Genomic DNA, 19152 nt, shown 5'->3' with positions numbered 1-19152 from the left:
CCCGGCTTTTTTTTTAGTTTTTGTTCGGAGGATGGATGACACTCACGGATCTGGTGCTGGTGCTGTTTATTTTGGTTCTGCTGGCATTTGCGATTTACGACCAGTTTATTATGCCGCGCCGTAACGGCCCGCAGCTGCTGGCCATTCCCCTGCTCCGCCGCAGCCGCGTTGATGGAATAATCTTCGTCGGTCTAACTGCCATACTGATTTATAACAACATTATCAGCCACGGCGCGCTCATTACCACATGGTTATTATCTGCTCTGGCATTAATGGGTCTCTACCTGTTCTGGATCCGCACGCCCAAAATCATCTTCAAGCCCGCTGGTTTTTTCTTCGCCAATATCTGGATTGAATATAAGCGTATTAAAGAGATGAATTTATCGGAAGACGGCGTGCTGGTGATGCAATTAGAGCAAAGACGCCTGCTTATTCGCGTACGAAATATCGACGATCTGGAAAAAATATACAAACTTCTCGTTTCCACTCAGTAGGTTACAAATATAGCCTACGCTATATTTCAGCTCATTCAGGCAGATGGATATATAGCCCTTGCTATATTTCATCTGCCCACTTCCCTCATATTTATTAACCAATTCTTGACACCTAAATTCAAATGAAAATCGTTATCATTTGGTTATTAAAATATCTAAATAGTGTTATTGTTTTATATTCTAAAAATATGTTAAGGTTGCGCCCGTCGTTGGGGAGTAGCCGATGTCCTGTCCGCCAGGCCAGGAGATGTACGTGTCAACATACTCGTTGCAAAACGTGGCACGTACGGGTTGAAGAACGCATTCAATCAGGCGAGACCATAGACGCATCACTGCAGTACGCAATATATAATCATTAGACTTATTGCGTATATTTACTGGGGGCAGCGATGTGTCATATGGAATATCCCCGGTCAGGACGCACTTATGAACTTATCCGCAACGATTCTTCTGGCCTTTGGCATGTCCATGGACGCCTTCGCCGCATCTATCGGTAAGGGTGCAACTCTCCACCAACCTAAATTTTCCGAAGCGTTACGTACCGGGCTTATCTTCGGCGCGATTGAAACGCTGACCCCGCTTGTCGGCTGGGGAATGGGGATGCTTGCCAGCCAGTTCATCCTCGAATGGAATCACTGGATTGCCTTTGTGCTGCTGGTCTTCCTCGGCGGCCGAATGGTGATTGAAGGATTTCGCGGCGACGCCGGCGACGAGTGCGAAGCGCCCCATCGCCACGGCTTTTGGCTGCTGGTCACTACCGCATTTGCCACCAGCCTTGACGCTATGGCCGTTGGCGTCGGTCTGGCATTCCTGCAGGTGAACATCATCGCCACCGCGCTGGCGATTGGCTGCGCGACGCTGGTGATGTCAACGCTGGGTATTATGTTGGGACGATTTATCGGCCCGCTGCTAGGCAAGCGGGCTGAAATTCTGGGAGGAATTGTGCTGATAGGTATCGGCGCCGAAATTCTCTGGAGCCATTTCGCCGGCTAGCTATCAGGCATCACGCTGCCAGCAGTGGATCATAAAATCGGTCTGGCAGCTGAATAACGCCTGCTCACGCAGCGCCTCACGAACCGACGGTTTCGCCCGCCATGCAAACGGCGTCATCTGCAGCAGCGCCTCGGCTTCGCTCCCGCTTAGCGTCATTGGGTAAGCCAGCTGCTGCTGATGGCGCAGCGTAAAGCCGGTCATTGCTTCCGTATTCTGCTCATGCAGATGCACGTCGTCATAAATCAGACCTTTCAGCTCAAGCAGATGCTTCGGGCCCGGCGTCGCGGTAACCACCCAGCCGCCGGGCCTGACAACCCGCGCCAGCTCCAGAGCGTTGCAGGGCGCATAGATCCGCACCACCGCGTCAAAGCTGGCATCAGCAAACGGCAGGCGCTGGCTTGAAGCGACGCAGAAATTAACCTGCGGATAGCGTTTGGCCGCCGCGCGAACCGCAGATTTTGAGACGTCAAGGCCCCAGCAGCTGGCTGAGATAGCGGCAAACGCGTGAGTGTAGTAGCCCTCTCCACAGCCGATGTCCAGCAGATCGGCCGGCGCACAGGTCTGCAGGAACTCGCCGATCGCATCGCGCAGCGGCTGGTAGTGGCCGGCATCGAGGAAGGCGCGCCGCGCCTGCATCATCTCCGCACTATCGCCCGGATCGCGCGAGCGTTTGAACTGCACCGGCAGCAGGTTAACGTATCCCTCCTTCGCTAAATCAAACTGGTGCCGCTGCGGGCAGATATAGCTATTTTCACGGCGCTCAAGCGGCGCGTGGCAAAGGGGGCAACTGTAAGACATGACAACTCCGGTGTCGCTGAAAGAGCGAAAGTGTAGCGTTATTCGCTCTTTCAGACCACTGTTACAGCGCCGGGGGCAGGCTCTCGCCGTTATGCATAACGATAAGATTGTCCGAGCCCGCCGGCATTCCGTCCGGCATCACGTTTTCGAGACGCAGAACATCGCCCATTATCTGGCTAAATACCGGCGCCGAAACGGCCCCACCGTAATAGGCGCCGTTGCTGGGATCGTTGATGACCACCACCAGCGCAAACTGCGGGTTGCTGGCCGGCGCCACGCCTGCGGTATAGGCGATATATTTATCGATGTACTTGCCGTCGGGGCCAATCTTTTTAGCCGTGCCGGTTTTGACCGCAATCCGGTAATCGCGGACGGCCGCTTTTGTCCCGCCGCCGCCCGGTAACGCCACACTCTCCATCATATGTTCGACCTGATGGACGATCTGCTCCGGCATCACTCGCGTGCCGATGACCGGCGGATCGATGCGGGTAATCGACAGCGGCCGCTCGATGCCGAAGCCGCCGATGGTAGCGTAGACGTGCGCCAGCTGCAGCGGGGTGACCATCAGACCGTAGCCAAAGGCGAAAGTCGCCCGATCCAGCTGCCCCCAGTAGCGGCGCTGGGGCATCAGCCCCGCGCTTTCCCCGGTTAACCCCAGGCCCGTCGGATCGCCAAAGCCAAAGGCCTTATAGGTGTCAATCAGGTGCTGGACCGGCATTGCCAGCGACAGGTGCGAGACGCCGGTATCGCTGGATTTTTGCAGGATGCCGGTCAGGGTCAGCTCCGGGTAGTAGCCGACATCGCGAATGCGGTGACCGTCGAGGACGAAAGGATGGGTATCCACCACGCTGTCTGGCTGAACAATCCCCTGCTGCAGCGCCGTCATCAGCACCAGTGGCTTAACCGTCGAGCCCGGCTCAAAGGTATCGCTGATCGCGCGATTACGAAAATCATCCAGCCGGGCGTTATCGCGATTATTGGGGTTAAAGTCGGGATAGCTGGCCATCGACAGGATTTCGCCGGTATCGATCTTAATGAGCACCGCCGCCCCGGACTCCGCCTTGTTCCAGCTGACCGCATTATCCAGCGCATCCTCGGTGACCGTCTGCAGCCGCTCGTCGATGCTTAGCTGTAAATTGTGCGCCGGAACCGCCGGAACCTCGGTGATATTTTCAACCACGTGGCCGTGGCGATCTTTACGCACCAGCCGGCGGCCGGCCTTTCCGGTCAGCTGGGAGTTAAAGCTTTTCTCAACGCCTTCAATTCCCTGATTATCAATATTGGTAAAACCAAGCAGGTTGGCCGCAACGTGGCCGGCCGGATAAAAGCGGCGGGATTCGTCGCGCAGATTAATCCCCGGCAGATGCAGTTTATCGATCCACTCGGCCTGTTCCGGGTTAACCTGGCGGGCCAGATAGACAAACCGCATATGGGGATGAGCCTGAACCCGCTTTGCCAAATCGCCCAGATTAAGGTGCAGCGCTTCGGCCATAGCCTGCCAGCGCGGACCATAGCCGACGCCCCCTTTTTCCACTATCGTTTGCGGGTCGGCCCAGATAGCGCTAACCGGTACGCTGACCGCCAGCGGGCGATTCTCGCGGTCGCTTATCATCCCCCGCTGGACGTCGATAGGCTCTTCGCGCAGCGAGCGCATATCCTCTTGCTTAACAAGATTATCGGGGGAGACAATCTGCAGCCATCCCACCCGGCCCAATAGCAGCCCAAGGCAGCTGAGGATCGCCGCACACAGCAGCCCAAAGCGAATCGGGGTGAAATTCGCGCCTGACTTAGTTTTGTTCTTTTGCACCGTAGCTCCAGCATTATTTTGCAACCCTCTGATTTAACAGAAAATCGACAAAACAGGATGCGAAACAGTGCTAATAAAGATGTTGTTTTGCAACAAAGCACAACGAAGGGGAGAAATCGGAAATGTTTTGCAATAAACGCTAAAAAGCCCCGCAAAGGCGAGGCTTTCTTTACAAGATGAGTGGTCTTGAATCAGATAGCAGTTACGTTAACTGCTGCCGGACCTTTCTGGCCGTCCTGAATTTCGAACTCAACGTTCTGGCCTTCAGCCAGAGTTTTGAAGCCATTACCCTGGATAGCGGAGAAGTGTACGAACACGTCTTTGCTGCCATCAGCCGGAGTAATAAAGCCAAAACCTTTAGACTCGTTGAACCACTTAACTTGACCTTTAATCTTTGCCATTTGCAAAATTCCTTAGACTGTTTTCTTCGCCCGCAGGCACTTACATAGATAAAACTGACACACTACTGCATGAGGCACTAATATAAGGTTCGGCAGAGAAGCGGTATTCAACGACAACGTGTTTACTCAGGACTTCTTTACTGAAAATGCCACACATAAACAGAACTGTACCTCGTTTAACCCGAAAGGTGTTATCACATACAACGTTAATAATGGCAAGCCATTTTTAAACGGGTCTCGATCCTTCGCACAAAATATAAGGGAATCATTTGACCAACTGCACGTTTATGCGCCTTTTCCGCCCCGTCGTTAATCCCGCCCAGCGCGGCAAACATACAATTACGCATGGATGAGCGTGGCAACTTTTTCACCATTGCTCAACAACTTCGGTCCATCCAGGCCGGCAGGCATGCACCCTGCCAGTTTTCAGGGGGTTGCGGCAGGGTACGTGCATAACGATGCGCATAAACGCGCATATTGATAGTTGAAAATTGGCTTAGGCCGAGAATATGCAGGGTTAATTAAATGTTGTTCGCCCCACTATAAATAGTGTTTATATTGCACCTGAATAATGAAATTTCGATGACACTTTCTTTCATCATGCAATTAAATCACGATGTTATTATTTTATTTGATTAGCTCAAAAATCCATAGCTTATTGGATAAAATTGCGATCGCTAACACATTAAGTAGCCTAAGAAATGTGGCAATCAGGACAAAAGGATAAGAATAAGTTATTGCGCAAGGCGATGAGGCAGGCGTACACCAAGGCGGTGTACACCCGTTTATCAGCTACCGTTCAGCGACGAGACGGATAAAGTCGTCGTCATCCTTCCCCTTCTCAACGGCTGAAGGTCCGGTAGCCTCTTCCTTCTCCGGCTCATTGGCTTCGCAGAGACGACGCAGCAGCGCGTTCTGGCGCTTTTGCTGATCCAGCAGAGCCTGCAGCAGGGCAATCTGCTCGTTGGCGCGCGAACTTGCGCGATTAACAAAAAACCATAACAACAGGCCGACAAGCAACAGCACAATAGAAAGCGCCAGCGATGCCAGATTTACGATCCCAGAACTTAGTAACTCACTCATTTCACCACCTCAAAGAGAAGGCGTTTATTCTACCACCCGCGCAGCAGAAGAAAATCAGTCGTTATAAAAATGTCTTACCAGGGGATGAATTTGTTGATGGTGCAGATGCCGCTGAAAAACTGCACATCCTGATCGCACATTACGTTAAGCATCTGAGTCCACAGCAACAAACAGCCCGCTATGACAACAATCAGCAAAACCCAGCGTAATTTTTTCACTCCACACTCCGCATCAATACCAGATGTTGCCAGGATAGCACGCTCATCTTAAACCGCGGCTAACTGTAATACGAAAGGCAAGTTTAAGAATCATAGACTTGTTTCAACTCGTGTACCTGTCAAAATAAACGCCGAGGATAATACAAATTATGAGGCAACAATGCGATTGATCATTCGTACGATTGTGGTACTGGCTATCTTATGGATTGGCGTATTATTAAGCGGCTACGGCATGTTGATTGGTAGCAATGAGAACGCAGCGGGGCTGGGCCTCCAGTGTAAGTATCTGACCGCCCGCGGCACCAGCACCGTACAGTACGTTCATTCTGATAGCGGTATTATTGGCCTGACTGACTGTCCGGTTCTGCGCAAAAGCGAAACCGTTATCGACAAAGGTTAATCCGCTTCGGGCTACGGCAGGAACCCTCTTCCCGCAGTAGCCCGACGCAGCTAACGCCTGCCGCGATCAGAACGGATAGTCGTTATAGCCCATCTGTTCAGAAATTTTACGCGCCGCGGTATGCAGCATTTCAACGTATTCGTGCAGCCGCTCTTCCGAGAAGCGCAGCGTCGGGAACGAAATACTCAACCCGGCAATCACTACGCCAAAGCGGTCGAAGACCGGTACACCAATGCAGCGTAGCCCCTCTTCCTGCTCTTCATTGTCTTCGCCATAGCCCTGCTGACGAACGCTGTCCAGCACCCCCAGCAGCTCTTCGGTGCTGGTAATCGTCCGGTCGGTGCTGCGCTTATATTCGACGTCTTCGAGAATCTGCTCCACTTCGGCACGATCGCGCCACGCCAGCAGCACTTTGCCGATTGCGGTGCTGTACAGCGGGTTGCGGCGGCCAATGCGCGAATACATGCGCAGGTTGTACATCGAATCGATTTTATGGATGTAGACAATACTGTCCTCATCCAGCGCACCGAGATGGATAGTCTCTTTCGTCAGGCGCGATAGTTCGCGCATCTGGATATCCGCGCTGCGCACCAGATCGACATTCTGCAGCGCACGCGCGCCGAGCTCGAACAGCTTCAGCGTCAGGGAGTATTTCTCAGACTCACCTTCCTGGGCGACATAGCCCAGCGACTTCATAGTCTGCAAAAAGCGATAAACGGTGCTTTTTGACATCATAACGCGCTGAGATAGTTCGGTAATACCAATTTCACGCTCTTCGCCAAGCGCCTGCAGGATGCCAAAAACCTTCAATACTGAAGAGACAGAATCTGGCTGTTTATCCAAATCTGCAACTGCCATTTATCACCTCATCGCTACTGTTTTATAAAAATTAGAACCGGTTTTTATTATAAATTCGCAACCCGATGCCCGCAATCGTTCTTCTGCCCATTCGTTACAAATCTGCGACATACAGCCGAATAATCAATGCTAAAATCATTACCCAGAGAATAGTCACGATAAAGACACAAACTTAACATGGATAAAAACGTTTCCGATGGTCTGCCCCTGCCGCAGCGTTACGGCGCCATTCTGACCATCGTTTTAGGCATAGCGATGGCCGTACTCGACGGCGCCATTGCTAACGTGGCCCTGCCGACCATCGCCACAGATCTTAACGCTTCGCCCGCCGCCTCAATCTGGATAGTCAACGCTTACCAAATCGCCATCGTTATTGCGCTATTGCCGCTCTCCTTTTTGGGCGATATGTTTGGCTATCGGCGCATCTACAAAATCGGTTTGCTGGTTTTTACCTTTACCTCACTGGCCTGCGCCCTCTCCCACTCGCTTGAGATGCTGACTCTCGCCCGCGTCGCTCAAGGGCTCGGCGGCGCCGCGCTGATGAGCGTGAATACCGCGCTCATTCGTCTTATCTTCCCGAAGCGCTTCCTTGGCCGGGGAATGGGGATCAACTCGTTTGTGGTCGCCGTATCTTCCGCGGCCGGCCCGACGATTGCCGCCGCGATACTCTCCATCGCCTCCTGGCAGTGGCTGTTTTTAATCAACATTCCGCTGGGGATTGTTTCGCTGACGCTCGCCATACGCTACCTGCCGGCCAACAGCGGCCGCAGCCGAATTACCCGCTTCGATCTTCCCAGCGCCGTCATGAACGCGCTGACCTTCGGCCTGCTGATCACCGCGCTCGGCGGCTTTGCCCAAGGACAGTCCGGTCAACTGGTGCTGGCTGAAGTGGTTGCAATGCTGGTTATCGGATTCTTCTTCATTCGCCGCCAGCTGCGGATGCCGGTGCCGCTCCTGCCGGTTGATCTGCTGCGTATCCCGCTGTTCTCGCTCTCCATTTGCACGTCAATCTGTTCCTTCTGCGCACAAATGCTGGCGCTGGTTTCGCTGCCCTTTTTCCTGCAGGCAACGATCGGACGCAGCGAGGTGGAGACCGGGCTGCTGCTGACGCCCTGGCCTTTAGCGACGATGGTGATGGCGCCGCTGGCGGGTTATCTGATTGAGAAAATTCACGCGGGGCTGCTAGGTGCGGTGGGACTGGCGGTTATGGCCTGCGGTCTGTTTGGCCTGGCGCTGCTGCCCTCATCGCCGTCCGATCTCGATATTATCTGGCGCATGGCGCTCTGCGGCGCGGGTTTCGGTCTGTTCCAGTCGCCGAATAACCACACTATCGTCTCATCGGCCCCGAGCCACCGCAGCGGAGGGGCCAGCGGAATGCTCGGTACCGCCAGACTGCTGGGGCAAAGCACCGGCGCGGCGCTGGTCGCGCTGCTGTTCAATCTGCAAGGCAACGGCGGCACTCATACCGCGCTGCTGCTGGCCGGAGGGCTGGCGGTCATTGCGGCCACCGTTAGCGGGCTTCGCGTCACCCAGCCGCGTCCCGGACAGTAGCCGGGCCCGATTACGGCACAAAAAAAACCGCAGCCCGGTTAAGGCTGCGGTTTTTATTTTTGCGCTCGGAAGGACGTGATTACTTCAGATATTCCCCGCTGCGCAGAGCTTCAATACGTTTATCCAGCGGCGGGTGTGTCATAAACAGCTCGCTCATAGATTTCGCTTTGCCATTTATGCACAGCGCCATCATGCTGCTGGCTTCCTGCGGCTCGTAGCTGGTTTTCAAACGCTGCAGGGCGGCAATCATTTTCTCACGGCCGACCAGACGGGCAGAGCCCGCATCCGCATGGAACTCACGGTAGCGCGAGAACCACATGGTGATGATGCTGGCCAGGATCCCAAACACCAGCTCCAGGACGGTGGCGACGGCAAAGTAAATCAGCGGGTTGCCGTTGCTGTTTTCACCTTCATCGCGGTTGCCGCCAAGGAATCCTGCGGCAATTTGCGCGATAACGCGCGAGATAAAGATAACGAAGGTGTTCACCACCCCCTGAATCAGCGTCATGGTCACCATATCGCCGTTGGCAATGTGGCTGATTTCATGGGCAATAACGGCTTCCGCCTCGTCACGGCTCATGTTCTGCAGCAGCCCGGTGCTGACGGCAACCAGCGAAGCGTCACGGCGCGCCCCGGTGGCAAACGCGTTAATATCCGGAGCATGGTAGATAGCAACCTGCGGCATGCCGATCCCCGCCTGCTGCGCCTGCTGCGCGACGGTATTCATCAGCCAACGTTCGGTTTCATTACGCGGCTGCTCAATGACTTCCCCACCCACCGATTTTAGCGCCATCCATTTCGACATCATCAGCGAAACGATCGAACCACCAAAACCAAAAAGCAGCGCCATGATCAGTAGCCCGGTCATGCTGCTTGACTGTATTCCCGTCAGGCTTAGCACCAGCCCGAACACCGCCATAACGGCCAGGTTGGTCAACAGGAAGAGCGCGATTCGCATCATAATTTTCTTCTAACCTCGATTTAACAAAACGCACTATGCGATTACCCATATCGTATGGGTGCAACGTTAATTTTCAACCATCCTCCCCCGCTAAGTCACGAGAAAGACACAACTTTACATTTTGTAGCATATCGCTGACATCTGCATAATATATTGACATCAGGCACGGGGGAATCGAGGTTTTTGGCGGGAGGAGCAGATAAAAAAACGGGCACAACCATGTGTGCCCGTCGGGTGCTTATTGACTAACCGGTGGTTCCACCGCTGGCTGTTCTTTCTCCAGATGGGCCAGGTCGAGCGCGATATGTACCGTTTCATCAAGATACGGATCCGGCTCCTGGTAATCCTTCGGCAGATCGTCCAGTTTCTTAAGCTGCGGCTTACCTTCACGCTTCAGGCGATCGTTAATCCGGGCCAGACGAGTCGCATCATCCTCTTCGTTCTCTTTTTCACGCTGGGCGTAGTTCAGGGAAACGATATTGCGCTTGTCTTTCATCGCGTTATAGCGAGCAATGTCCTTCATGATGTACTGGAATTCCGGATCTTTGGCAATCCGCTCATCATGCAGCTTCAGCAAACCGGGGCCAAACGGCGTTAAGTCGCCGGACTTGACGTAGGTCGCTGCATTAACGCTATCCCACGGCAGGGCGTTATCTTCATACTGCTCGCCGGTCTCGCGATCTTCGGTGCCGGTTGGCATCATGATGTCCGGCGTTACGCCCTTACGCTGAGTACTGCCGCCGTTAATACGGTAGAACTTCTGGATGGTGTACTGCACGGAACCCAGCGCCGGCCAGTCAGGACGCAGCATCTGATCGTAAATACGGTTCAGCGAGCGGTACTGCTGCACGGTGCCTTTCCCGAAGGTTGGCTCACCAACGATCAGTCCGCGACCGTAGTCCTGCATCGCAGCGGCGAAGATTTCAGAAGCCGAAGCGCTGAAGCGGTCAACCAGCACGACCAGCGGGCCTTTGTAGTAAACGACGCCGTCAGTATCGCTGTCTTCACGCACTTTGCCGTTATTATCGCGAACCTGCACTACCGGGCCAGACGGGATAAACAGACCGGAAAGCGATACCGCCTCGGTCAGCGCGCCGCCGCCGTTGCTGCGCAGGTCGATAACGATACTGCTGACGTTCTGTTTTTCCAGCTTCTGCAGCTGAACCTTAACGTCATCCGTCAGGCCAACGTAGAAACCGGGGATATCCAGCACGCCGATTTTTTCTTTACCAACGGTTTTCACCGACATTTTAACCGCGCGATCTTCGAGACGAATTCGCTCGCGGGTTAGCGTGACGATGCGCGTTTTCGCGCCCTTGCCCGCCGGCAGCACTTCCAGACGTACCTTACTGCCCTTCGGCCCTTTAATCAGCGCCACGACGTCGTCAAGACGCCAGCCGATAACGTCAACCATGCCTTTACCGGACTGGCCGACGCCAACGATACGATCGCCAACGCTAATTGACTTGCTCTTCGCCGCCGGGCCACCGGCCACCAGCGAGTTGATCACCGTATAGTCGTCGTCCATCTGCAGCACCGCGCCGATCCCTTCTAACGAAAGGCTCATTTCGGTATTGAACTGCTCGGTATTGCGCGGCGACAGGTAGTTGGTATGCGGATCGATTTCGCGGGCGAAGGAGGTCATAACCAGCGAGAACACATCTTCACTATTGGTTTGCGCCAGACGGCGAATAGCAAACTTATAGCGGCGGGTTAGTGTTTCGCGGATCTCTTTGTCGTCTTTACCCGCAAGCTTCAGGCTCAGCTGGTCAAACTTAACCTTGGCATCCCACAGCGCGTTCAGCTCGGCCTCATCTTTCGGCCAGGGTGACTTACTGCGGTCAAGGTTGAAGTTATCGTTGCCGGTAAAGTCCATCGGACGCTCCAGCACCTTCAACGCGTACTGATAGCGTTCGAAACGGCGCTTCTGCCCCAGGTTATACAGGTCGTAAAAAACGTCCAGTTTTCCGCTGCGCAGCTCGTCACCGATTTGATTTTTCTTCGCGGCAAACTGAGCAACGTCGCTGGCCAGCAGCACGTTGTGGCTGTAATCCAGCAGGTTCAGATAGCGGTCAAAAATTTTTGCCGAGAAGGCGTTATCGAGATCAAACTGTCGATAGTGCGAACGAGTAAAGCGCGAGGTTACGCGCTCACTCACCGTCGCGTGCTGCGGCTCTTCTTTCAGCACGGGGATTTGATCGGCTCGGGTAATATCATCCACGGCGAACGCATGGCCTGCTATTGCTAGCAGGCCCGCAAGCGCGGTGAGCTTAAAGAATGTGTTCATGCCTGGCCCGGCCTCCGTTTCAGAACACCAGGTGTTCTGCGCGTACAATCATTGACATACCAGAAGTCAGCTGTACACGAACGCCATCTTTGGTGATTTCCAGAACGGTGGCGTCCATTGCGTTATTGCCTGCTTTCACCTTCAGAGCCTGGCCGACGGACAGCACGGTCAGATCTGATACAGGAGTATGACGCTCTTCGCGCGGTGCTTTCGCAACGGCAGGACGCGGCTTACGCTGTTCGGTGCCTTCTTTGCGGCGAACCTGAGGACGTGGCTTACGCTCACGACGGGTGCCGTCTTCCTGCTGACCAGCAGCGGCAGCTGCGGCTTCGCGTTTTTTAGCCTGCTGGCCTGCACGCTGTGCCTGGACGCGAGCTTTTGCTTCTTCGAGCTGCTGACGGGCATGAGCAACGTGCTGCTCTTCCAGTTCGCCGCACGGGTTGCCGTCGAGGTCGACGCGAATCGCCCCTGGCTTAACGCCGTACAGATAGCGCCAGCTCGAAGTATAAAGACGTAAAGCGGCACGAAGCTGGGTTTTGCTGAGATTCATCTCACCCCCAACGCGCTCAACGAGATCCTGAAAAATACCGACTTTCAGGGGGCGAGCTTCACCTTCAGCGCTGAAGCACTGTGGGAAACGTTCGGCCAGAAATGCGATAACTTCTTTACTGCTATTCAACTTAGGTTGATTTTCCATGAAATTTCCTGATTACAACGGACGTAGCCAACAAGCCGCAGGCATGAACAGGCGCCATTATAATGACGCCATCGCTAAATGCTACGTTATCCGTTGATTATCCTGCGACGTGGGCAAATATTTTTTGATAGTCGGTCGCAGAAATGAACTTTTCCAGCTGCGCTACCAGTTCCGTAAGCCCTTGTTCATCCTCAGCGGTGAAGCGGGAGTACGCGGTGCTGTCGATATCCAGGACGCCAATAATCCGCTCGTTCACCCGCAGCGGGAAGACAATCTCCGAATTGCTGGCGGCATCACATGCGATATGCCCGTCGAAGGCGTGAACGTCCTCCACGCGCTGCACGCGATTTTGTGAAACGGCAGTCCCGCAAACGCCCCGCCCTACCGGAATTCGCACGCAGGCCAGCTTGCCCTGGAAGGGCCCCAGCACCAGCGTATCGCCTTCGAGTAAATAGAACCCGGCCCAGTTAACCTCCGTCAGCCGCTCAAACAGCAGCGCGCTGGTATTAGAGATCGTGGCCAGAAAACTGGTTTCTCCTGCCATTAATGCCTGAAAATCACGGTTCAGATCCGCGTAAAACTCTGTTTTGCTCATTATATAATCACTTAGTTGTCTTACTGCCTTACACTCACTGCCTAATAAAATAAGCATTAAATGCGTTCAGGCTCAAGATGAATTCATTCCTAGGTTAATATAGTGAAATACATTCATTGCCGTACGTAATAAATGCCACTAAAAACACCCCAGATTACGCCAGCAAAAAAGATGACCGTACATGCGGTCAGCTCGCCATTGCCTCAGGCCCACTATCACCGCTGCCCGCAGTGCGACATTCTGTTTCGCCTGCCGGTGCTGAAGCGGAATCAGAGCGCCTGGTGCCCGCGCTGCAGCGCCAAAATACGCGACGGCCGCGACTGGTCGCTTTCGCGCCTTGGCAGTATGGCTATCGCCATGATGCTGCTGATGCCTTTCGCCTGGATGGAGCCGTTGCTGCGTTTGCACCTGCTCGGCGTCCGTATCGACGCTAACGTATTACAGGGCATCTGGCAAATGACCGACCAGGGCGATCCGCTGACGGCGGCGATGGTGCTATTTTGCGCCATTGGCGCGCCGGCGCTGCTGGTTATCTCCATCGCCTATCTTTGGCTAGGCAACGTGCTGGGGATGAACCTGCGCCCGGTGCTGCTGATGCTGGAGCGGCTCAAAGAGTGGGTGATGCTCGATATTTACCTGGTCGGGATCGGCGTGGCCTCGATCAAGGTGCAGGATTACGCGTTCCTGCAGCCCGGCGTCGGCTTAATCGCCTTCGTCTCATTAACGCTGCTCAGCATCCTCACGCTCATTCATATGAACGTCGAAGAGCTCTGGGAGCGATTTTATCCCCAGCGCCCGGCGCTGCGCCCGGACCCGAATTTACAGGTATGTACCGGCTGCCACTATACCGGCCACCGCGATCCCCGCGGACGCTGCCGTCGCTGCCATACGCCGCTACGCCACCGTCGGCCGCAAAGCCTGCAGAAGAGCTGGGCGGCGCTGATTGCGTCGGTGATGTTCCTGCTCCCCGCGAACCTGCTGCCGATCTCCATTATCTACGTCAACGGCGCGCGCCAGGATGATACGATCCTCTCCGGGATTATGTCTCTGGCCAACAGCAACGTCGCCATTGCCGGAGTGGTGTTTATCGCCAGTATTCTGGTGCCGTTTACCAAAGTTATTGTGTTGTTTACGCTGCTGGTCAGCATACAATTCAAGTGCGAACAGGGGCTGCGCACCCGCATCCTGCTGCTGCGGCTGATTACCTGGATTGGCCGCTGGTCGATGCTGGATCTTTTCGTTATCTCATTAACCATGTCGCTGATAAACCGCGATCAACTCCTCGCTTTTACGATGGGGCCTGCTGCGGTATATTTCGGCGCCGCGGTAATATTAACTATCCTTGCTGTTGAATGGCTGGACAGCCGCTTACTTTGGGACGCACATGAGTCAGGAAACGCCCGCTTCGCCGACTGAAGCCAAAATTAGAACCAAACGTCGCATATCGCCATTCTGGCTGCTGCCGGTCATTGCGCTGATGATCGCCAGCTGGCTGATCTGGACCAGCTATAACGATCGCGGGACGACGATCACTATCGACTTCCAGTCGGCGAACGGTATTGTCCCCGGGCGCACGCCTATCCGCTATCAAGGGGTAGAAGTGGGCACCGTGCAGAATATCTCGCTGAGTAAAGACCTGAGTAAGATAGAGGTTTCGGCCAGCGTCAAAGGCGATATGAAAGAAGCGCTGCGCAAGGACACGCAGTTCTGGCTGGTCACGCCGAAAGCCTCGCTGGCGGGCGTTTCCGGCCTTGATGCGCTGGTAGGCGGCAACTATATCGGCATGATGCCGGGCCAGGGCGAACCGGAAGATCACTTTGTCGCCCTCGATACCCAGCCGAAATACCGTATCAACAACGGCGAGCTGATGATTCATCTGCACGCCGCGGATCTCGGCTCGCTAACCAGCGGATCGCTGGTCTATTTCCGCAAGATCCCCGTTGGCCGGGTTTACGACTATGCGCTCAACGATAACAACCAGGGCGTTACCATCGATGTGCTGATCGAACGCCGCTTTACCAACCTGGTCAAAAAAGGCACCCGCTTCTGGAACGTTTCGGGCGTCAAGGCCGACGTCGGCCTGAGCGGCGCTAAAGTTGAGCTGGAAAGCCTTTCGGCCCTGGTTAATGGAGCGATTGCCTTTGACTCCCCCGGAGACTCCCAGGCAGCGCAGCAAAACGATGAGTACGGGCTGTACGAAGATTTAGCCCACAGCCAGCGCGGCGTGCTGGTGACGCTCGATTTACCTGACGGCGCGGGGCTGAAAGCCGGCTCTACGCCGCTGATGTACCAGGGCCTCGAGGTCGGACAGCTCACTAAGCTCAACCTCCAGCCCGGAAGTAAAGTTACCGGCGAGATGACCGTCGACCCCAGCGTCGTAACCCTGCTGCGTGATAAGACGCTTATTCAGATGAAAAAGCCGAAAATTTCGCTGGATAATCCGAGCCTCAGCGCCCTGCTGACCGGTAATACCTTTGAACTGGTACCGGGAGAAGGTGAGCCGCGCAGCCATTTCGTGGTGCTGCCGGCGGATAAATCGCTGCTGGAAGAGCCGAACGTCGCGGCCATTACGCTGACGGCATCGGAGAGCTTCGGCATCGACGCCGGACAGCCGCTGGTGCTGCACGGTGTTAAAATCGGCCAGGTGCTGGAGCGCAAGCTGACGGCGAAAGGCGTCACCTTCCAGGTGGCCATTACGCCGGAATATCGCGACCTGGTGCACGGCGATAGCAAATTTGTGGTCAACAGCCGCCTTGACGTTAAGGTCGGCCTCGACGGTATTAAGGTGCTTGGCGCCAGCGCCAGCGAGTGGGTTGACGGCGGCATCCGCATTATTCCCGGCGCACAAGGGGCGATTCAGTCCAGCTATCCGCTGTATGCCAATATGGAAAAAGCGCAGGAGAATAGCCTGAGCGACCTCCCGACAACCACGCTGAGCCTCTCTGCGGAAACGCTGCCGGATGTTCAGGAAGGCTCGGTGGTGCTCTACCGTAAGTTTGCCGTGGGCGAGGTGACCTCCGTCAAACCGCGCAGCAACGCGTTTGATATCGACCTGCACATTAAGCCGGAATACCGCCATTTGCTCACCAGCAATAGCGTGTTCTGGGCGGAAGGCGGAGCTAAGGTCCAGCTCGACGGCAACGGCCTGACCGTCCAGGCTTCGCCGCTGGCCCGCGCCCTCAAAGGGGCCATCAGCTTTGACGATCTGAGCGGGACCAGCGCCCGCGTCCGCAGTGGTAATAAGCGTATTCTGTATGCTTCAGAGACCGCCGCCCGCGCGGTGGGCGGGCAGATCACCCTCCATGCCTTCGATGCGGGAAAACTCTCCTCCGGGATGCCTATCCGCTATCTGGGGATTAACATCGGCCAGATCCAATCGCTGAACCTGATCACCGCCAAAAACGAAGTGCAGGCGAAAGCCGTGCTCTACCCGGAATACGTGGAGACCTTCGCCCGCGTAGGCACCCGATTCTCGGTGATCACCCCGCAAATTTCCGCGGCGGGCGTTGAGCATCTGGATACCATCTTCCAGCCGTATATCAACGTTGAGCCGGGCCGGGGGACGCCGCGTCGCGACTTCGAAATTCAGGAAACGACCATTAGCGACTCTCGCTATATCGATGGCCTGAGCATCGTGGTTGAGGTTCCGGAAGCCGGTTCGCTGGATATCGGTACGCCGGTGTTATTCCGCGGCCTCGAGGTGGGAACGGTCACCGGGCTGACGCTGGGATCGCTATCGGACCGCGTGATGGTCAAACTGCGTATCAGTAAGCGTTATCAGTATCTGGTGCGTAACAACTCGGTGTTCTGGCTCTCTTCCGGCTACAACCTCGACTTTGGCCTGATTGGCGGAGTGGTGAAAACCGGGACCTTCAATCAGTTCATTCGCGGCGGCATCTCCTTTGCCACGCCGCCGGGTACGCCGCTGGCGCCGAAAGCGCAGGATGATAAACACTTCCTGCTGCTGGAGAGCGAACCGAAAGAGTGGCGCGAATGGGGCACCGCCCTGCCGCGCTAGGCCGCTGGCCTACGGAGTTCAGCCGCCATCCCGACGCCTGAACTCCGCGCTGGCTAAACGCTCCGGTGTCCGATGCCGGAGCATTTATGTTAAACTGCGCACCCTTTTTTCTTGTGGTGCGCTCCAGTGGCTCAAAACGCTGTCTTTCTTCCTGACGAATTCCTCGCTCAAATGCGTGCGGCAATGCCGACGCATCTCTCATTCGACGATTTTATTGCCGCCTGCCAACGTCCGCTACGCCGCAGCATCCGCGTTAACACGCTGAAAACCAGCGTGGCTGACTTTCTGCAGCTGGTCGCCCCCTATGGCTGGCAGCTTACGCCGGTGCCGTGGTGCGCAGAGGGATTTTGGATCGAGCGCGAGGATGAGGAGTCCCTGCCGTTAGGCAGCACCGCCGAGCATCTCAGCGGACTCTTCTATATTCAGGAAGCCAGCTCAATGCTGCCGGTTGCCGCCCTGTTTGCCGATGGCGATATGCCGCAGCGGGTGATGGATGTCGCCGCCGCGCCGGGGTCAAAAACCACGCAAATCGCCGCCCGGATGGGTAACAAAGGCGGGATCCTCGCCAACGAATATTCCGCCAGCCGGGTCAAAGTCCTGCATGCCAACATCAGCCGCTGCGGAATAAGCAACGTCGCGCTGACGCATTTCGATGGCCGGGTATTTGGCGCCGCGCTGCCGGAGTGCTTCGATGCCATCCTGCTCGACGCCCCCTGCTCCGGCGAAGGCGTGGTGCGCAAAGATCCCGATGCCTTGAAAAACTGGTCCTCGGAAAGCAACCAGCAGATCGCCGCAACCCAGCGCGAGCTTATCGATAGCGCCTTTCACGCCCTGCAACCGGGCGGCACGCTGGTGTACTCAACCTGCACCCTGAACCGCGAAGAGAATGAGGACGTGGTGCACTGGCTGCTGGCGCGCTACCCGCAGGCGGTGGAGACGCTGCCTCTTGGCGCACTCTTCCCCCAGGCCAGCGAGGCCCTGACCACAGAGGGCTTTCTTCACGTCTTCCCGCAGATTTATGACTGCGAGGGATTCTTCGTTGCCCGTCTGCGTAAAACCGCCGCCGTTGAACCGCTGCCGGCGCCGGGCTACAAGGTCGGTAAGTTTCCGTTTGTTCCCCTCAAGCGGCGGGAAAGCGCCGCCGTGTCGGACGCCGCGGCGGCCGTTGGCCTGCGCTGGGATGAAAGCCATACCCTCTGGCAACGCGATAAGGAAATTTGGCTATTTCCGCACGCCCTGGAAGCGTTTATTGGCAAGGTCCGCTTTTCGCGGATTGGGCTCCGGCTGGCGGAAACGCACAACAAGGGCTTCCGCTGGCAGCACGAGGCGGTTATCGCCCTTGCCGCATCCGCGACGCCTTTTGAGCTAACGCAGAGTGAAGCCGAAGAGTGGTATCGCGGACGCGATATTTACCCGCAAACCGCGCCGCAGCAGGACGAAGCGATCGTCACTTATCAGGGCGCTCCCCTGGGCCTGGCGAAAAAAGTCGGTTCGCGCCTGAAGAACAGCTATCCGCGCGAGCTGGTGCGCGACGGGAAGCTATTTGCCGGCAAGGTGTGATTAAGCGCAGAAAAACAGCATTTTTTAACTGGCGATTTGCGCCCCATTGTCTACGCTGAAAATTGCGGCCTTAACTGGTCGTACCACAATTCAGCAGACAAACGGGGTGAATTTATGAGCAAAACAAGCATACGCATCGGCGCGTTTGAGATAGACGATGCCGAACTGCACGGTGAACAGCAGGGAGAGCGAACGTTAAGCATTCCCTGCAAATCCGACCCGGATTTATGTATGCAGCTCGACGGTTGGGATGCTGATACCAGCGTTCCCGCTATTCTTGATGGTCAACATTCTGTTCTCTACCGTAAGCACTACGATCAACAATCTGACGCCTGGGTCATGCGCGTAGCCTGACTCAAAAAGAACCCGTCGCCTGAGACGGGTTATTTACCCCCCGCACTCGCTAAACCCCCCTATACTTATTAGCATGT

At 55.5% G+C, this 19152-nt stretch carries 17 protein-coding genes and 2 pseudogenes; 8 read left to right on the top strand and 11 right to left on the bottom strand.

The features are described 5' to 3' along the window. The first annotated feature begins 35 nt into the window (after positions 1-35). Complete coding sequence (locus QFI97_RS11665; protein ID WP_095101753.1) at positions 36-494, top strand: DUF986 family protein; 459 nt, start codon at positions 36-38, stop codon at positions 492-494. A gap of 426 nt (positions 495-920) precedes the next feature. Continuing rightward, positions 921-1487, top strand: a complete 567-nt coding sequence (gene mntP / locus QFI97_RS11660; RefSeq protein ID WP_095101751.1) for a manganese efflux pump MntP — start codon at positions 921-923, stop codon at positions 1485-1487. A 3-nt stretch (positions 1488-1490) separates the two neighbouring features. Here the strand turns inward: mntP and rlmA are convergent, their stop codons facing one another. The 6 genes and pseudogenes from rlmA to mgrB form a co-directional block, all read right to left on the bottom strand. Further along, complete coding sequence (gene rlmA, locus QFI97_RS11655; protein ID WP_346431196.1) at positions 1491-2285, bottom strand: 23S rRNA (guanine(745)-N(1))-methyltransferase; 795 nt, start codon at positions 2283-2285, stop codon at positions 1491-1493. A gap of 61 nt (positions 2286-2346) precedes the next feature. Beyond that, positions 2347-4092, bottom strand: a complete 1746-nt coding sequence (gene ftsI / locus QFI97_RS11650) for a peptidoglycan glycosyltransferase FtsI (RefSeq protein ID WP_346431195.1) — start codon at positions 4090-4092, stop codon at positions 2347-2349. A 191-nt stretch (positions 4093-4283) separates the two neighbouring features. Beyond that, positions 4284-4493, bottom strand: coding sequence for a transcription antiterminator/RNA stability regulator CspE (cspE, locus tag QFI97_RS11645; protein WP_001062678.1), 210 nt, complete (start codon positions 4491-4493; stop codon positions 4284-4286). Between the two features lie 12 nt (positions 4494-4505). Beyond that, positions 4506-4650, bottom strand: a pseudogene (locus QFI97_RS11640) (DUF2627 domain-containing protein). A gap of 635 nt (positions 4651-5285) precedes the next feature. Further along, positions 5286-5576, bottom strand: a complete 291-nt coding sequence (locus QFI97_RS11635; protein ID WP_346431194.1) for a YebO family protein — start codon at positions 5574-5576, stop codon at positions 5286-5288. Positions 5577-5650: 74 nt separating this feature from the next. After that, entirely contained in the window at positions 5651-5794 is a 144-nt protein-coding gene (gene mgrB, locus QFI97_RS11630; RefSeq protein ID WP_041146201.1) for a PhoP/PhoQ regulatory lipoprotein MgrB, read from the bottom strand. Between the two features lie 160 nt (positions 5795-5954). Here mgrB and QFI97_RS11625 point away from each other — a divergent pair, with 160 nt between their 5' ends. Continuing rightward, the gene (locus tag QFI97_RS11625; RefSeq protein ID WP_095101742.1) at positions 5955-6194 is read left to right on the top strand and encodes a YobH family protein; all 240 of its coding nucleotides are present in this window, start codon (positions 5955-5957) and stop codon (positions 6192-6194) included. 66 nt (positions 6195-6260) lie between these two features. On the opposite strand, the gene kdgR is transcribed toward QFI97_RS11625, so the two are convergent. Beyond that, positions 6261-7052: a DNA-binding transcriptional regulator KdgR gene (kdgR, locus tag QFI97_RS11620; RefSeq protein WP_041146203.1), complete on the bottom strand. Its 792-nt coding sequence runs from the start codon at positions 7050-7052 to the stop codon at positions 6261-6263. A 177-nt stretch (positions 7053-7229) separates the two neighbouring features. Here kdgR and QFI97_RS11615 point away from each other — a divergent pair, with 177 nt between their 5' ends. Next, the gene (locus QFI97_RS11615; RefSeq protein WP_346431193.1) at positions 7230-8603 is read left to right on the top strand and encodes an MFS transporter; all 1374 of its coding nucleotides are present in this window, start codon (positions 7230-7232) and stop codon (positions 8601-8603) included. A 79-nt stretch (positions 8604-8682) separates the two neighbouring features. On the opposite strand, the gene htpX is transcribed toward QFI97_RS11615, so the two are convergent. From htpX to QFI97_RS11595, 4 genes and pseudogenes are all read right to left on the bottom strand, one after another. Further along, complete coding sequence (htpX, locus tag QFI97_RS11610; RefSeq protein WP_095101738.1) at positions 8683-9564, bottom strand: protease HtpX; 882 nt, start codon at positions 9562-9564, stop codon at positions 8683-8685. A gap of 238 nt (positions 9565-9802) precedes the next feature. Then, complete coding sequence (gene prc / locus QFI97_RS11605; protein WP_331834415.1) at positions 9803-11851, bottom strand: carboxy terminal-processing peptidase; 2049 nt, start codon at positions 11849-11851, stop codon at positions 9803-9805. Positions 11852-11870: 19 nt separating this feature from the next. Further along, positions 11871-12548 carry an RNA chaperone ProQ gene (gene proQ / locus QFI97_RS11600; protein WP_041146207.1) on the bottom strand — a complete coding sequence of 226 codons (678 nt, stop codon included), beginning with the start codon at positions 12546-12548 and terminating at the stop codon, positions 11871-11873. Between the two features lie 81 nt (positions 12549-12629). Next, positions 12630-13143, bottom strand: a pseudogene (locus tag QFI97_RS11595) (GAF domain-containing protein). Between the two features lie 132 nt (positions 13144-13275). Between QFI97_RS11595 and yebS the strand changes: the two are divergent. The 4 genes from yebS (at position 13276) to QFI97_RS11575 (ending at position 19075) form a co-directional block, all read left to right on the top strand. Continuing rightward, a complete protein-coding gene (yebS, locus tag QFI97_RS11590; RefSeq protein ID WP_095101732.1) occupies positions 13276-14559 on the top strand; it encodes a membrane integrity lipid transport subunit YebS in 1284 nt (427 codons plus the stop codon). Continuing rightward, complete coding sequence (locus QFI97_RS11585; RefSeq protein ID WP_346431192.1) at positions 14528-17161, top strand: PqiB family protein; 2634 nt, start codon at positions 14528-14530, stop codon at positions 17159-17161. Before yebS ends, QFI97_RS11585 begins: the two co-directional genes overlap by 32 nt. Positions 17162-17287: 126 nt before the next feature. Beyond that, positions 17288-18721: a 16S rRNA (cytosine(1407)-C(5))-methyltransferase RsmF gene (gene rsmF, locus QFI97_RS11580; protein WP_346431191.1), complete on the top strand. Its 1434-nt coding sequence runs from the start codon at positions 17288-17290 to the stop codon at positions 18719-18721. 114 nt (positions 18722-18835) lie between these two features. Next, positions 18836-19075 carry a YebV family protein gene (locus tag QFI97_RS11575; protein WP_095101726.1) on the top strand — a complete coding sequence of 80 codons (240 nt, stop codon included), beginning with the start codon at positions 18836-18838 and terminating at the stop codon, positions 19073-19075. Positions 19076-19152: the final 77 nt, after the last annotated feature.

The organism is Klebsiella scottii (assembly GCF_036561945.1).
GTDB lineage: Bacteria > Pseudomonadota > Gammaproteobacteria > Enterobacterales > Enterobacteriaceae > Klebsiella > Klebsiella scottii.
This window is presented reverse-complemented; position numbering and strand designations above follow the sequence as displayed.